This is a genomic window from Streptomyces avermitilis MA-4680 = NBRC 14893, from assembly GCF_000009765.2.
Taxonomy (GTDB): domain Bacteria; phylum Actinomycetota; class Actinomycetes; order Streptomycetales; family Streptomycetaceae; genus Streptomyces; species Streptomyces avermitilis.
In genome coordinates this window covers 78,726-94,287 of record NC_004719.1, presented here as the reverse complement: position 1 = coordinate 94,287, position 15,562 = coordinate 78,726, and the positions used below count along the sequence as shown (strand labels likewise).

Here is a 15,562-nt window from a genome sequence, read left to right as displayed (position 1 = left end):
CCCGCGGAGCGGGTACCACATCGCTGCGCGATGTGCAAGGGGGGCGGTCGCTGCGCTCCCGCTGCCCACGCATCGCGTGGGCGGATCCCTGCGCTGCGCTCCGGGATCCGGTGGGGCCGGCCGCTGCGCGACCGGCGCAGCGCGCGGTGCGCGCTCGCCCGCTGAGGGGGTGTCACGTGCGGCTAGTTAGGCCTCCAGTTGGGGAGTTGGGGAGTCCTGCGGACTCTGGGCGGGTCCGCTGCGCTCCCCCGCCTGACGGTCCTTCCGGCTGCGCCTCCAGAACCGTTGGGGCCCGCTGGCGCGGGCCGGGCTGGCTACGAGGGGTGGGGGTCGCTCGTTCGTGTGGGTTCCAGTGTACCGCGTGCATCAGGTTGATGCAGCATGTACCGTTGGAGGAAACACGGGACACCCCCCAACCACCCGGGCGGGGCGCAAGATGAGCCGTCAGGAAAAGGGAAATCGTATGTGGAGTGCTCAGGATGTGGCACGTGATCAGGTCCGCCGCCAAGCAAATGGTCTGGCTATCGCTGCCGTTGCGGAGAAGGTAGCGGAGGCCCTGTCCGCGAGTGTGAGACAGCTGAGCACTTGCGGCGGGGCGGTTCCTTCTCCGAGTTCGGGATGGACCCGGAGCGGCTGGCTGACACTTGGGCGGCCAAGCACGCTGAGTGGCGGCGCGTCAGAGACTCGATGACTGAGGCCGGTTGGGGCGTGTACGAGCCGGAGCGGGACGCTCAGGGTTCGGAGTGGGCCCGGGATCGCGAAGATCGGCGTGCGGGTGCTCTTGCGGCAGGGGCGGCCTTCGAGGCGCGGCGGCGGGAGGGGCCGGACGAGTTGCAGGCGGAGTTGTGGTTGTCCGCCGGACCCGGTCGGCGGATCCGGGCGGTGGCCGACCTGAGCGGGCTGCAGCCCGCTCAAATCCTGGCGCAGCTCGCCGAACGGGTTGTGGTGAGCGAGGACGGTACGGTGTCTGTCCCGCCCTTCATGCCGTCCCGGTGATTTTCCGAAACGGTCAGAAAGCGAGCTAGGGGAGGATCAGGAAATGCCGGGTATTCAGCTTCGAGAACATCAGGTGGATCAGAAGGCAAGTTTCCGTAAGTGGGTGGGATTCCCTGCAAGGTCATCTGTGCCCCCTCAGGGGGCGCGGGGCACGATCGTGTCCGCGACCGGATCGGGGAAGACTTTCACGGCCGCTGCGTGCGCGCTGGAGTGCTTCTCAGGCGGCCGGATCCTCGTCACGGTCCCGACCTTGGACCTGCTCGTACAGACCGCCCAGGCGTGGCGCCTGGTGGGTCATCGCTCGCCCATGGTGGCGGTGTGCTCGCTGGAGAACGACCCGGTGCTGAACGAGTTGGGAGTGCGCACCACCACCAATCCGATCCAACTCGCCCTGTGGGCAGGGGCGGGGACCGTGGTCGTGTTCGCCACGTACGCCTCCCTGGTGGACCGCGAGGACTTCGACGACCCGATGGGTCAGCGGAAGGTTCGCGGGCCGCTGGAGGCTGCTCTGGCGGGCGGAGAGCGGCTCTACGGGCAGCAGATGGCAGGCTTCGACCTCGCGATCGTGGATGAGGCCCACGGAACCACTGGTGATCTTGGTAGGCCGTGGGCGGCGATCCATGACAACGCCCGCATCCCGGCCGACTTCCGGCTGTACCTGACTGCGACCCCGCGCATCCTGGCTTCGCCCCGGCCGCAGAAGGGCGCGGACGGCCAGGAGCTGGAGATCGCGTCGATGGGCCAGGAATCGGAAACCTACGGCCCGTGGCTTGCCGAGCTCGGGCTGAGCGAGAGCATCGAGCGGGGCATCCTGGCGGGTTTCGAGATTGACGTGCTGGAGATCCGCGACCCCTCACCGGTCCTCGGGGAGTCGGAGGAGGCGCAGCGGGGCCGACGCCTCGCTTTGTTGCAGACGGCGCTCCTGGAGCACGCGGCGGCGTACAACCTGCGCACGGTGATGACGTTCCACCAGAAGGTGGAGGAAGCGGCGGCCTTCGCGGAGCAGTTGCCGAAGACGGCCGCGGAGCTGTACGTGAACGACGCCTCCGACGAGGACCTGGCGGCCGCGGGCCGGCTCCCCGCGTCGTCGATCGACGCGGAGTTCTACGAGCTGGAGACCGGACGGCACGTCCCGCCGAACCGCGTCTGGGCGGCGTGGCTGTGCGGCGACCACCTCGTAGCCGAGCGGCGCGAGGTGCTGCGGCAGTTCGCCAACGGCATCGACGCGGCCGGCCGCCGGGTACACCGCGCGTTCCTCGCGAGCTGTCGCGTGCTCGGGGAAGGCGTGGACATCACCGGCGAGCGGGGAGTCGAGGCCGTGTGCTTCGCCGACACCCGCGGCTCCCAGGTCGAGATCGTGCAGAACATCGGCCGGGCCCTGCGACTCAACCGCGACGGCACCACGAAGATCGCGCGGATCATCGTGCCCGTCTTCCTGGAGCCCGGCGAGGACCCGACCGACATGGTCGCCTCCGCCTCGTTCCGCCCCCTTGTAGCCGTCCTTCAGGGCCTGCGCTCGCACGATGAACGACTCGTCGAGCAGCTCGCCTCCCGCGCACTCACCAGCGGACAGCGCAAGGTGCACATCCGGCACGATGAAGAAGGGCGGATCGTCGGGGCCGACGGCGACGGCGAGGACCAGGAGCAGGACGACACCGACGCCGCTGCCGAGTCGGCCCTGCTCCACTTCTCCTCTCCCAGGGACGCGTCGACCATCGCGGCCTTCCTCCGCACCCGGGTCTACCGGCCGGAGTCCCTGGTGTGGCTGGAGGGCTACCAGGCCCTGCTGCGCTGGCGGGCGGAGAACGAGATCACCGGGCTCTGCGCCGTGCCCTACGACGTTGAGGTCGAAGTGGGGGTGACGAAGGCGTTTCCGCTTGGGCGATGGGTCCACCAGCAGCGGAAGGCGCTGCGGGCCGGGGAACTAGAGGAGCGGCGCAAGACCCTGCTGGACGCGCCCGAGGCCGGGATGGTGTGGGAGCCCGGCGAGGAAGCCTGGGAAAACAAGCTCGCCGCGCTGCGCTCCTACCGGCAGGCCACCGGGCACCTCGCGCCCCGGCAAGACGCCGTGTGGGGCGAGGACGACGAGATGGTGCCCATCGGGCAGCACACGGCCAACCTCCGCCGCAAGGGCGGCCTCGGGAAGGACCCGGAGCGAGCAGCGGAACGCGCGCAGCAACTGACGGCGATCGACCCGGACTGGAACTGCCCCTGGCCGCTCGACTGGCAACGCCACTACCGCGTCCTCGCCGACCTGGTCGAAGCCGACGGCCACCTGCCCGAGATCGCCCCCGGCGTACTGATGGACGGCGACGACATCGGCCGGTGGCTGGAGCGGCAATCCCAACCGGGCGCCTGGGCGCAGCTGTCCACCGAACAGCAGGAGCGGCTGTCCCAGCTGGGCGTGAAGCCCATCCAGGCGCCGTCTCCCGCCCCGTCAGCCACGCGTGCGACGAAGAGCCCGAGCAAGGCGCAGCAAGCGTTCCAGCGGGGCCTGGTGGCCCTCGCACAGTGGGTGGAGCGGGAAGGCGCCCACCGGCCTGTACCGCGCGGCCACGCTGAAGGGATCACGGTCGACGGCGAGACAGAGCCGGTGGCCGTGAAGCTGGGCGTATGGACATCGAACACCAAATCGAGGCGCGACAAACTCACCCAGGAACAGCTCGACGCACTACGAAAACTGGGCATCGAATGGGCGTGACATCGCCCTCCGGCCGATCATTGAACCGGCCGGAGGCGATCTGGGCGCCAGGATCATCCGCTCACAGTCGGTGACGTCAGACGCCCTTCTTAACCCCTATAGCGCTCCAGAGTTCTGGGAATGGCGCCACCATTCGGCCCTTGAGGAAATCCGCCCCCAGCGTTCCGGCCGTTCCCTCCTTCTTTTCGCCTACGACCAGGCGCATATTCTGATAGTGGCTCCATGCCCAGCTTTCGTATGCCGTAGCCACCCCCAGCAGCGCGTGAGCGACTTCGTAGAGCGGGCTTGCGGGCGACCGAAGGACTACGGGGATGCTGGTCCCGTGGCCCGCTACGGCATTTATGAACTGCTTGTAGATGGGGCTCTCGGTGCCCTCCAGCCCAAGGAAGTGCCGGACGCGTGCGAAGCTTGCGGACTGTGCTCCAGAGGCAGGGGCAAGCAAGTCGCGGAATTCTTCAAATCTCTCTTGGGTGAAGTATGGAGGCCGGAGGAGGTTGAGTTTCGCCTCCATGCCCTTGATGATTCCAGCCGTGCGATCGAGGTGGAATCGAGCCTTCTGCACATCAGTCTGCGGCTTCAGGAAGTCGACAGCGCAGTGCATGTCGGTGAGGACCTGAGCAAGGCTCAGCTCGCTCTCCATGTGGATCCTCTTGAAGTGCAGCTCGTCTGCCTTTGCCGAAGCTCCGGCCGCATCTGCCGAAACCACGAAGCCCAGATCAAGGATCTGATCAGCTCCTACGTACTCGCTATACCGAGACATGGGGGTAGCCGTCCTACTGGTATCAGCCGCTACCCCGGGCTGCTCCCCGCAGCCTCGCTGGTTCCCCCCTGCTGGGCGGGGCCTTTCGAAGATCACGCCTTGCCGTCGCGGATTCCGGCATACGCCATCTAGCTCACATAGTGCCCCGGACCACTCGAGCATGGGAACCCCCTCACTGTGACGACGCTTGAACCGGGCGGACACGCCAGAACACAGAGGGACCCCGGGGCGTCATCGCTGACTCCCGGAGTCTCGTGCTGGCACCGCTCACCTAGGGTCGCCCCGCTGCAAAAGCTTTGGTGCTACGCGTCCTCCGCAGTCCCGGACGTAAGGGCTCCCGCCCAGGTCAAGGGTGCAACGTGCTCGGTGTTTCACTGCCCGTGCTGCTGTTGGACGCTGCCGCGCCGTTCTGGCCGTCCTCGGCGAGGGCCTCCGGGATGAAGCGGGAGTAGCTCTCGCGTAGGTGCTGCGTGACGCGGTCGTCGGTGGCCTCGTAGTTCAGCTGACGCTGGAAGAACAGCAGTTTCTTCTCCGCCGTATCCAGGATCTCGCCCCAACTCTTGACCCAGACTTCATAGTCGTGGTGGTCGTCGGCGAGGCCCTCCGGTTTGTCCTTCTGCCGAATGTCGCGAAGGATCTTGTCCGAGTAATCGTAGGTGATCAGGTAGAAGCGCCATTTGCAGTCGACGCCGCTGTACTGCGGGTCGTCGACGATGGCCCGGGCATAGCCCTTGATCTGGTCGAGTTCCTTCTTTCCGACTCGGACGGTGGGGCGCTTGAGCTCGATGATGAGCCGTTCAGTGGAGCTGTCGTCGCGTCGGCTGCGGAACAGCAGGACGTCCACCCGGCCGCTGCGTCCGTCCGGCTGCGTGACGGGCTCGAGCTGGTTCTCCAGGACGACGTCCTCACCAAGCTGGTCTTCCAAGTGGGCTTGGAGCACGTTGGTGAGCCCGACTTCGTTCATGGCCATGTTCCAGTCCTCACCGAACAGCCAAAGGTTCTTGGCAATCATGGGGTGAAGCTGGTCGACTTCACGCAAGTCTTTGCGGAGCTGAGGGTCGGCGAGGATCTTCCGCAACGCGCCGATGAAGTTCAGGCGGTTGGTGACAGTGGTAGCGGCCTCGATGACATGGGTCAGGTCAGTGCTGTCCAAGAGATTCTTCAAATGCCGGCGGTCTTCGTCGCTGAGCGCGAGGACCTTTGCCAGGATGGTGTGGAGGTCGCCCGGACTGCTTTCCAGCGCAGTCTGGATGAGACTCACGGAAAGCTGGCGGGCTGCGCCCTTGACCGGGAGGGCGTCGCGGGCGACGGTCACCACGACGTCGAAGGTCTGGCGCTCGATCGCCTGTGTACCGCTGGCGGACGGCCCCGAGTAGGGATAGATGCCTTCGTCCTTCAGCTGCCGTACCACCGCTGCGGAAATCTGGGCGCCCCGGAGGGCCAGGTGTTTCTGGACGGCCTTGGCGGCCACGTCCAAGAGACCGCCGTGGGACATGGGCAGGCCGTGCAGGTCGTCAACGGAGATGTCGTTGAACAGGCTGGACCGCAGGTAGGGCGTGAAGCTGACGATGCTGTCGGTCCACTCCCGGCCCTGTTCATACAGAGCAATACCGTCGGCGTTGCAGATGAGCATCCTGCGGTCGCTCATCCGCTGGTTCCACTCCACGAAGGTCACGACGGGGGCCGGGTCCTCCTGGGTGTACTCCTCTGGCAGGTCCAGCCGCAGGTCGATGGGTTCGCCGACGATGATGTCGCTGGGGTCCAGCCGCTTGCCGTCGAACGTCACGGAAACGTCGGGGTAGGCCCTGAGGTAGAACGCCAGCTTCGCGGTGAGGTTCGCAGCAGCATCCTGGCGCTCCAGGCCTCGCAGTGGCTTCCCCTGGGGTACATCGATCCGGACCGTGGTGCCGGTCTTATCGCGGGCGGGCTCCGTCTCTACGACCCGCCAGATGGTGGCGTGGTCGGCGTCGCCATTGATCCGGACCCCGACAAGCTCGCCTTCGACCTCAGCGACCGACTCCCACGTGAGCCGGTCGCCCAGGGCGAAGGCGTACAGGCGCCCCTCGCCGTTACGGCCGTGCAGGATGCGCGTGTTGCCTTCGGTGTGCGTCTTGCCGGTCTTCCAGGTTTCGCCATATCCCGCGAACGCGGCGCGGGCCCGATCCGTCGTCATGCCGTGACCGTTGTCGGTCACCACGATCTGGGTAATGGCGTCCCAGTCACGACGCAGTTCGACGTCGACCAGCGTCGCGTTCGCGTCCAGAGCGTTCCACACCAGCTCTGCGACGGCAGCGATCTGGGGCTTCTTCTTGAACTGAAGGATCTTGCCCTCGCCGACCGACAGCTGGAACTCTGCCTCGTGCGGCCCCGCTTGCGATGGCACGGCGACGCTCGCCACCCCTACCCCAACTCCGCTGCGGGAAGGGCCTTCTGTGTCGTGTTCCCCCGTAGGCATGCGCAGACCGTACCCGTTACGCACGCTTAGTTACATATCGCGTACGCGAGGCGGGTTCTGACTCTGACAGCCGTTGCTTCAGACCGGACACCTGATCCGCAGCGCAATCGGGAGTCCGTGGTCGGGTACGACTACCAGGCCGACCGCTGCTGGCCGCAGCCACCCAGGTGGCGTACCCGACCGAGTGAAGGCATGCGGTGTGACGTGGACGCTGCCGGAGCCGATGCTGACCGCTACCGTGCCCGGGCCCGATCTGCGGCCGCCGCCAGATCGCGGGTAGTCAGAGGTGTTTCACCGATGCCCAGCCGCGGTCGCCGTTCTCGGTCTCCGCCAGTTCGCCGAACTGAGCGATGTCCCAATGAACAAGTCGGTCATGCAAGGCTTGAAGGCGGTGGGCCAGCTCCCAGACTGCATCGCTGTCCGTGTGCGCAATCTCGGGTCGCGTCATGCCGTGGGCGCCCTTCAGGGTCAGCCAGGACTGAACCTCATGATCAAATTGCCAGTAGCCGTGCAGAAACCGGTTACGGAGCCGGAAGCCTTCCTCTGCTAGGTCAAGGTCGCGCACGAGCGACGCGCGGCGCGTTGCAGGAACTGCTGAGTCACCGAGCTGCTCCAGTGCACTCCTGCACTGCTTGATCAGAGCCCCGCCGGTGGCGGTGGCCTGCGCGGTGTAGGCCTTGGCGACCTTGGCGAGATGAACGTAGATCCCATGCAGGACGTACTCGACTGCTGCCGCTTCGCGAGCAACGAGACCCAGTCCCACTGTGATCGCAAGTTCTTCTTCATCCATCCCGTCGATCAAGCCAGGGATGGGGGGCTCGAACCCAGGCAAGGTGGGCATGGGGTGCTGAGGCTCTTGCATGGGGACTCCGGAAGCGCGGCTGATACGGCCTGTTACTGACTCGCAGAGCGACTGAAGGGTTGTACAGCGCATGCGGAGCCCCACCGCCTCAGACACTGGAGGCTCAGCCCCGACCACGGCAGGTCATAGGGCCCTGCCGAAGATGCGCTGCCTAAGCCGCGATCACATCCCGCACGGCCAGCGCCTGATCCCACGCGCCGTGTACTCGCCGCTGGGGCGGTGCCAGCCGCGGACCATGCGGCCGACCAGCTCCATCTCCCCAACGTCCTAGGGGGGAGGACCCGCGCACCCTCGCGGCCAACACCCGGACCACCGCCGAAGGCCGGTATGCCGGCACGGGGCCCGGGTGGCAGGCCGGAGTCGAATGGACACTGCTATGGATCGAGAACACCGCCAGCCAGCTGACCGAGGGCAGGTCGTAACAGGCAGGACAGCATCGGAGTTCTTGGTGGAAGGGATCCGGTGTGACGTGGACGCTGCCGGAGCCGATGCTGAGCACTCCCGTACCCAAGCCTGAACTGCGGCCGGGCTGGGCGGGCGAGCCGAAGTGGGACGGGTTCCGGGCAGGGGTCTCCGTCAACGCGGGCCGGGTGGTGCTGCGCTCCAGGCGGGGCACGGAAATGGGGCCGGCGTTCCCGGAGGTTGTGGCCGGGGCTGTGCAGCTGTCGGAAGCGACCGCGCTGGACGGCGAGCTGGTCGTATGGGACGCCGCGGGCCGCCTCGCGTTCGAGCGGTTGCAGAACCGGCTTGCCCGGCGCGGTGCCGGGGCGGCCCGGGCCGCGGAGGAGTGGCCGGCCCACTTCGTCGCGTTCGATCTGCTACGGCTGTCCGGGACGGACACGACCAGGTGGCCGTACCAGCGGCGCAGGGCCGCGCTGGAGTCTGTGTTCGCCTCCCGCCGGCTGTCGGCGCCGTGGGCGCTGTGCCCGTCGACCACCGAGGCTGATGTCGTGCGCGAGTGGCTGACGTGGGCGTCGGTCGGCATGGAGGGGGTGGTCTTCAAGAGGTTGGACGACGCCTACCGCCCGTCGGTGAGGGGCTGGCAGAAATACAAGGTCCGCGAGACGAGCGAGGCGATCGTCGGCGCGGTCACCGGCTCCCCGGCCTCTCCCCGCACGCTGCTGCTCGGCAGGTACGACGACCAAGGCCGCCTTCAGTACGTCGGCCGCACCACCACCCTCGCCCGGACGGCAGGTGCTGCGGTCGCCGGCCTGCTCGCTCCGGCGCGGCGCGGTCATCCCTGGACGGGCTGGTCTTTCTCCGCCGGGTGGGGCACCAGGGAGACGCTGAACGTCACGCTGGTAGAACCCGAGCTGGTGGCGGAAGTCGGCGTCGACGTCGCCCGTGACACCTCCGGCCGGTGGCGCCACCCCGCACGCTGGCACCGCGCCCGCCCCGACCTCTCCCCCGCCGACATCCCCCACCTGACATCGCCGCTCTGACTGCGGCGCAGCGCGGCGGCCCCGGCCGACGCGCGAGGAGCACTGGCGGCGCCCAATCCCCTCGCCCGCCGCCCGACACTTGTCCCACCCACCCACCTTCCTTGTTTTTCCTGCTGTGGGGCGTGGTCCGGGGGCGTAGAGGGGATGTCGGCCTCCCGACCACGGCCGGACTGGTGTGGTGACCTGCGGGTTCTCGGGCAGGCGCGGGAGTGGGTGAGGACGGTTGTCGGCCGGGTTGTCGGAGGGGATTTGGGCCTGGTCCACGGAGGCGTTGTCGCTTCGTGACCGTGGTCGGGCCTTCATGGTCGGGGTTTTGGTGGGGGCCGGCTGCTGCTGTGACCGGTACGCGCGGCGCCCGGCAAGGACGGTGCCGCACCGGACGGGAAGCGAGCGGATCCGTGATGATCGGCGTGGAGGTGGGCAGCGGGGACCGGCTGGCGCTGGGCGTGCTGTCGCAGTACCGGATGGCCACCACCGAGCAGATGCACCGGGTGATCGCCCCGTCGGTGCGCATCGAGCAGACGAGGCGCAGGCTGGCCAGACTGCGCGGGGAGGGGCTTGTCGACCGCATCACCTTGCCGCAGGCAGGGCGGACCCGGGTGTGGTTCCCCACCGCGTACGGCGTGCAACTCGTATCCGAGTGGCCCGAGATGCGCGGGCACCGGCCCTCCAGGACGGTGTCCGATCCGACGGCCGTGCGGCTGAAGGCCGGCCACACGCTGACCGTGGCCGAGACCGCGCTCGCCTTCCTCGAGGACGCCCGACGTCACGGCGACCTGTTCCGGCCGCTGGACTGGATTCCCGAGGTCCACCACCCGATCGGGAGTGGCGAGGCCGTCATCCCCGACGCGCTCCTGTACTACCGGCGCGGCCCCGCAGGCGGCGACAACGGGTCGATGCTGCGGGCGTTCGTGGAAGTCGACCGGGCCACCATGGGCCCCGAACGCCTCGCCGCCAAGCTGCCCGCGTACGAGCGCCTCTACCGCTACGTGCCCGCGGTCTCGGGGCGCCGGCCGACCCTCCAGGAGCCGACGCTGGAGGAGTGGCGGCGGCGCTATCCGCTCTTCCCGCGCGTCCTGTTCGTCCTGGACGGCACCGGACCCGCCGGTGTCGAGAACCGGATCAACGCCCTGCGCTCGGGGTCCAGGCTGCTGATGCCGTCCGGCTTCCTGCACGACGTCCCGGTCCTCGTGGCGCCACTGGCCGACCTGCTCCAGCACGGCCCCTCCGCACCCGTATGGCGCCCCGTCCACGACCCCGACCAGCGAGTCCACTGGACCGGGTCAGCGCGTCCACAGACGTAACGCGCTGACCACACGGCTCGCTCAGCCCTACGTGCAGGCTGAACGAGTCGACTTCATATGGCCGTGTTCACCGTTTTGCGGTTTCTCCCACCTGCTGGTGCGCTGTCTTGCTGGTCTCGGCAGGGGAAGGTCCGGCGAGGGGGCGAGCAGCATCGCGGGAGGCATGCTCTCGAGAATCCGGTCGTGCGGGGAGGGTGTTGGTGACGTCGGGCCGGTCGGCAGCCGTGGCGAGCAGGGTGCTGATCCGGCGTGCGAAGTCAGCGCCGGGCGTGGGCAGGTCCATTTCGGGCTGGCGGAGGTAGCCGACGGCGACTGCGGTGGGCACGTATGCCATGAGTTCGGTGACCGCGGCGGAGCGGGGCCGGGCGCTGTATTTCGCCAGGTGGCGCAGGATCCGCAGGATCGTGGTGGTGGAGGTGTTGGTAATCCGGTGGTCGGCCGGGTGCCAGGCGCTGGGGGCTGCTTCTGGACTGGGGGTTGGAGTGTCTTCAGCGGGCGGCCCGGGGGGTGGCTGGACGTCGTCGGTCTGGCGGTGCCACCAGTCGGCTGTGTCGCTTTCTCCCAGGGCCAGGTGGTGGAGGTAGAGGCAGTACGCGGCGGCGGCCTGCCCGGCGCCGGCGGCATACTGCCACCAAAACCGTGCTCCCTCATCGGTGTCGGTCAGCTGCAGCACGCAGGCAAGGACCAGCGCGCTGCGGGGTTGGGGTACCTGGTCGGTGACGAAGTCGGTCACGGCGGTGGCGGGGGTGTGGGTGACGAGGGTTTCGCACAGGGCCCGCAGGTCTTCAGCCGCCGCGTTGGGCTGGCCGGGCTTGTGGGACGGTTCCCCAGCGGGTTGGGTGCCGCGGTCCTTGCGGGGGGAGAAGGGGACGATGTCGCGGGGCACGGTGCGGTGACGGACCAGCAGGGCCCTGGAGAGGATTTCTTCGATGCGACGGGTCATGCGGTTTTCCCTTCGGTCTCGGGCGGGCAGATGACGCTCTCCAGGAAATGGACGGCGTGGCGCTCGTCGGACCGCACAGTGGCCAGCGGGACACCGAGAAGGCCGGAGGCGTCCTCGGGGGTGATCCCGCACAAGCGGCGCAGCACCATGACGTCGAGCTGGTGGTCGGGCAGACGGCTCATCGCCTTGAACAGATCCAACGTTTCCTCGATCTGCTCGGCGCGGTCGGACGCGGCGATCACGGACTGCAGGGCGACGGTGTCAAACGCCGCCCATCCGAGTTCGGGCCGGCCGTCCACGTGCGGCGTCCTGGCCATGACCGTGGCACGCAGGACGTTCCAGGCGAACTTGCGGGTGTCGGGGCTGGCGAGCGCGTCGTTCCAGCACAGCCACAGGATGTCGAAGGTGTCGGACACCGCGGTGTCACGCTCTTCGTCCTCGAGGAAGACCTGCGCGTAGAGGCTGTAGAAGCTCTCCACGAGCTCACGGAAGGCGCGGTGGTCCAACGGCGGAGCCGCATGCGACATGGTCACAGCGGTTTTTTCCGAGCACCGCTCAACCCACTCCCGGCTCTTGTGTGCCTCCAGCGCTGCCTGTCGCCACAGCCGGTACAGGGGCCAGTAAGGCATGTTCAGCTCGCGGGACAGGCTGAAGATGATCTCCCATCGCGGATACAGACCGATCCCGCGCAGCAGTTCGGAGATCTTCGACTTGGCGAGCCGCACCCGGGCGCTGAGCTCGCTCAGGGTGAGCCCGCTGGTCAGGTAGGTCTCGCGCATCGGTCCCAGCCAGGCACGGTGGGCGCTGCTGAGTTCTTCCGCGATCGGCCCGAGCTTGCGGCCGGGCCGGGCGGGTGCCGGGCGCAGAGGTGGTGGTGCGGGTGGCTCGAAGGGCGTGGTCACGGGGCGCTGCCCTCCTTGTCCGGGACCGCCGCGACGCGGTGTCCTGAGGCCGGCGCGGTCTGCTGTCGTGCCGCGAGAGCGATCTGGTGCACCGTCAGCCCGAGGGCCGGGGCGAGTGTGGCGATCGCGGCCACCTGGCCGATCGCTACCATCACCACGCTCCAGGCGAATACGGTCACCGTGGCCGTGATGATCAGGACCTGCTTGGTCATCGAACTCCTTCAGGGTCGGCCGATGCCCGGGCGGCCCATCCGGAAGCCGCCAGGGGTCCCCGGAAGGCGGGTGCCGAGGCCGCCGCCGGGGAGGTCAATCAGCATGGCCACAGAAGGAGTTGCTACGCCACGTGATCGCGAATTCACGGAACAATGACAGTCACGGGACGGCACCCGGGCGAGCACACCTGACCATTCCGGCGCAGGTAGCGCCCAGTACGGGGTGCCGCAGAGTGGAAGTTCCCGGTTTTCCTTGCAATCGGGCCGCCCACCCCCGTCAATGGAAGCAGGACACCCCTGGTGTCGGCCTTCCATCCGGAAGGGCCTGCTCCCGTGCCGAGAACAATGGGGAGCGAGCATCTGGCTCTCGCCTGGCCGCTGTTGGAGGCCAGGCGAGAGCCGAAACAGTCCGTCAGGACAGCAGGACGGTAACCCGCGGCACTGACACTCCCCCAGACACCGGGGCGACCACCGCGAAATCCGGGATATCCACAGGCCCGAACGTGATCGGCAGTTCCTCCGTACGCTGCTGCCCGAGTCGATCACACGGGGGTGTGCGGGATGCGGTATGGCGTGGTGGTGGAGGAACTCGCGGTGGAGGTCATGGCGCAGTTTGCCGGACGGCCAGGCCCGGCGGGAGGTGCTGGCGCTCGTGGAGGTCGCGCGGATGGATCCGAGGGCCTGGCCCGATGTGCGTGACCCGGGCTCCGTGGAGGAGATCCGGGAGGCGTTCGGACGGCGTTGCTGGATCCAGTACCTGCCGCACGCCGGTGCGATCGAGGTCCGTGACATCGGTTGGGCGGGCTGATCACTTGCCTTTCCGGTCGGCCGGTAACGAGCTGCGGCAACAAGCCGACCCTTTGCCGTCAACGCCTGCGGAGTTCCTCGGACCAGTCCCGGAGCTGGCCCTCGAGGATCAGGTTGTCGCCGCGGCCACGGTCTGGAGAACTCGGAGCGCCCGAAGCGAGGTCGAGCCGGGCCGGTGGGTCCACAACCAGACCAGCAAGCCACGCAAGCACCGCGGCGCTGGACGGCCGGGCTCGCGAGTCTCCACCACCGCCACTTCCTTACGAAAGGTGACTTCCGAAGTGCCGAATATTAAGGTCCGCTGCGGGTGCCCCCGACCGCAGCAGGGCGTCCTCTCAACTCCTCATCAAGGCGTCCCCGACGGGATCGCCGTGCGCTTCGTCTGAGTCTGCGACCTCTTCCATCTGGTCGACCAGCCACTTGTCGCCATGCCGGACCACACGGAGCACGTCCTTCGAGACCCCCGACTCGTTGGGCCAGGTGTAGGTCCACTCGACCATCACGCCCGTGCCAGCTGGGTGATCACCGAAGGCCGGAACGGCCTTCGCACCGCTTGCCTTGATCGGACCAAGCTGGGCGCGGTCCGGTCCGCTGGCCGTGGGCTTCTGTTTCGGCGGGACAGTCGAACCGTCAGCTCGTACGAGTGGCGGTGGAGCAGATGTCTCGGACTCCGAAGGCGTTGGCGCCGCAGGCTCTTTGTTGTCGGCGACACACTGCTTGACCGTGCCGTGGCGGTACCGCTCTGTCCTCATCTGGCAAACGTGTTGCCAGTCACGGTTATTAACCGCTTCCTGGTATGACTTGGCGAATTTCAAAGCGGAGGCTGTGGGGTCTGTACCACCTCCGCCGTTCATCCCCGTGTCCTTCTTCGCGTCAGCGTTCGACGAGCATCCAACGATCACGAGAGTTAACGCTGCGGCTGCCGCCACCCTGATGGTGCCCCTCATCTCATCCCCAGTCCCACGCTTAGAAGCCAATGCACACCTGCTTGATCCTATTCACGAGGCTCCCGGACGTCATGGGCGGAGGCCACGTCCCACCAGGCCCCAGCTCAAAAGCAACTGCATTGGCCGTCCGGCCACCTGGCGGCCACGGCGCGGCGGCGGCGCACGCTGGTTAGTCTTCCCGTTCTGGCCGCGGCGTCGCGGACAGCCGCCCTTCCGCCTCGCGCGGAAGGGCCTGCCCGGCTCGCTCAGCGGCCAGCGGGTTCGGGGTAGCGCCGACGGCGCCGGTCCGGGGCGTCGACGCCGATCTCGTACCAGGGCTCGCCTCGCTGGAGCCGGGGCAGGGTGTTCACCCAGACCGCGACGGCGATGCCCTTCACGTCGGCGGCGAGCGCCTGGAGGCGGTTGTCGAGCAGGTGCTCCGCCTTGCCCGCCAGGACGACATGCAGCCGCGGGAAGGTCTTTGAGCGGGTGTAGCGGTGGCGTTGCCAGAACGGGTACGTCCCGCCGATCGTGCCGCGGGCGCCCTCCCAGACGCGGTGCCCGGCATAGCGCTCGTAGTCCCAGACCTCACGTGCGAGCCGGGCCTGCGACATGCTGCCGTTGTCGAGCTCGAAGAGGCGCACCTCGCTGGTCTTGGTAGGCCACGCGAGGACAGCGTCGGTGTTGAAGCTCAGGCCGGTCTCCTTGATGGCGTGGTTGACCTCCACCTGCCAGTCGGTCAGATGGTCCCGGCCGCCGAAGGCGAGGATCGTGTCCGTCACCGCGACGCCGTGCGGACCGAACCCGGCCTTCACCGCCTTCGCTCCGGTGCCGGCCTTCGGTCGGGGAGGCAGCTCGTTGCCGTCGGCCAGAGCCTTCTGCCCGGCCGGGGTCAGGTTCCAGATCGGGTGCTTGCCCGCCTTGCCGTTCGTCTCCGCCAGCCCCAGCTCCGCCAGCTCCTTCATCGCCCTGCGCACGTACGACCGGCCGTCCGACTCCTCCGCCGTGATCACCGAAGCCATCTGCCGAACCGTCGCTATCCGCACACACCCCAGCATCCGCAGCGCATCGGCCCGCACCTTCCCGGCCGTGGGAGTGGACTTCTTCCCTTTCGCCGACGTCTCAGGAGAGGTGTCAGCGTGCCGCGAGGCACCCTGACGGGCGGTGTGAGCTGCGGTGATGGGAACGACGTTGGAATCGTTCGCGGCACCGTTCACGGCACTGGATTCCGGGCCGCCCGGAGGCCGCTCAG

Annotated in this window: 11 protein-coding genes and 1 pseudogene; 4 read left to right on the top strand and 8 right to left on the bottom strand. The window is 68.0% G+C overall.

The features are described from left to right. The first annotated feature begins 1,039 nt into the window (after window positions 1–1,039). Window positions 1,040–3,697, top strand: a complete 2,658-nt coding sequence (locus SAVERM_RS00440; protein ID WP_011109749.1) for a DEAD/DEAH box helicase — start codon at window positions 1,040–1,042, stop codon at window positions 3,695–3,697. Window positions 3,698–3,773: 76 nt separating this feature from the next. On the opposite strand, the gene SAVERM_RS00435 is transcribed toward SAVERM_RS00440, so the two are convergent. The 3 genes from SAVERM_RS00435 to SAVERM_RS00425 all read right to left on the bottom strand — a co-directional run bounded on the left by SAVERM_RS00435 (window position 3,774) and on the right by SAVERM_RS00425 (window position 7,714). Further along, on the bottom strand, window positions 3,774–4,457 hold the full coding sequence (locus SAVERM_RS00435; protein ID WP_037652121.1) for a tryptophan 2,3-dioxygenase family protein: 684 nt from the start codon (window positions 4,455–4,457) through the stop codon (window positions 3,774–3,776). A gap of 346 nt (window positions 4,458–4,803) precedes the next feature. Next, the gene (locus tag SAVERM_RS00430; protein ID WP_011109747.1) at window positions 4,804–6,855 is read right to left on the bottom strand and encodes an ATP-binding protein; all 2,052 of its coding nucleotides are present in this window, start codon (window positions 6,853–6,855) and stop codon (window positions 4,804–4,806) included. A 337-nt stretch (window positions 6,856–7,192) separates the two neighbouring features. Further along, window positions 7,193–7,714, bottom strand: coding sequence for a hypothetical protein (locus SAVERM_RS00425; protein WP_137951618.1), 522 nt, complete (start codon window positions 7,712–7,714; stop codon window positions 7,193–7,195). Window positions 7,715–8,238: 524 nt separating this feature from the next. Between SAVERM_RS00425 and SAVERM_RS00420 the strand changes: the two genes are divergently transcribed. Next, complete coding sequence (locus SAVERM_RS00420) at window positions 8,239–9,216, top strand: ATP-dependent DNA ligase (protein WP_011109744.1); 978 nt, start codon at window positions 8,239–8,241, stop codon at window positions 9,214–9,216. 401 nt (window positions 9,217–9,617) lie between these two features. After that, window positions 9,618–10,520, top strand: coding sequence for a replication-relaxation family protein (locus SAVERM_RS00415; RefSeq protein ID WP_011109743.1), 903 nt, complete (start codon window positions 9,618–9,620; stop codon window positions 10,518–10,520). Between the two features lie 67 nt (window positions 10,521–10,587). On the opposite strand, the gene SAVERM_RS00410 is transcribed toward SAVERM_RS00415, so the two are convergent. From SAVERM_RS00410 to SAVERM_RS00400, 3 genes are read right to left on the bottom strand one after another with little or no spacing between them, the layout of a single operon-like run. Continuing rightward, entirely contained in the window at window positions 10,588–11,463 is an 876-nt protein-coding gene (locus tag SAVERM_RS00410) for a hypothetical protein (RefSeq protein WP_011109742.1), read from the bottom strand. Next, window positions 11,460–12,365 (bottom strand): sigma-70 family RNA polymerase sigma factor, encoded by a 906-nt coding sequence (locus tag SAVERM_RS00405; RefSeq protein ID WP_011109741.1) that lies wholly within the window; start codon window positions 12,363–12,365, stop codon window positions 11,460–11,462. Before SAVERM_RS00405 ends, SAVERM_RS00410 begins: the two co-directional genes overlap by 4 nt. Then, window positions 12,362–12,577, bottom strand: a complete 216-nt coding sequence (locus tag SAVERM_RS00400; protein ID WP_011109740.1) for a hypothetical protein — start codon at window positions 12,575–12,577, stop codon at window positions 12,362–12,364. Before SAVERM_RS00400 ends, SAVERM_RS00405 begins: the two co-directional genes overlap by 4 nt. A gap of 561 nt (window positions 12,578–13,138) precedes the next feature. On the opposite strand from SAVERM_RS00400, the pseudogene SAVERM_RS00395 reads away from it, so the two are divergent. Next, a pseudogene (locus SAVERM_RS00395) lies at window positions 13,139–13,385 on the top strand (hypothetical protein). A 334-nt stretch (window positions 13,386–13,719) separates the two neighbouring features. On the opposite strand, the gene SAVERM_RS42085 reads toward SAVERM_RS00395, so the two are convergent. Further along, a complete protein-coding gene (locus SAVERM_RS42085; RefSeq protein WP_137951623.1) occupies window positions 13,720–14,331 on the bottom strand; it encodes a hypothetical protein in 612 nt (203 codons plus the stop codon). A gap of 245 nt (window positions 14,332–14,576) precedes the next feature. Further along, window positions 14,577–15,368 carry a replication-relaxation family protein gene (locus SAVERM_RS00390; protein WP_107083118.1) on the bottom strand — a complete coding sequence of 264 codons (792 nt, stop codon included), beginning with the start codon at window positions 15,366–15,368 and terminating at the stop codon, window positions 14,577–14,579. Between the last annotated feature and the right edge of the window lie 194 nt (window positions 15,369–15,562).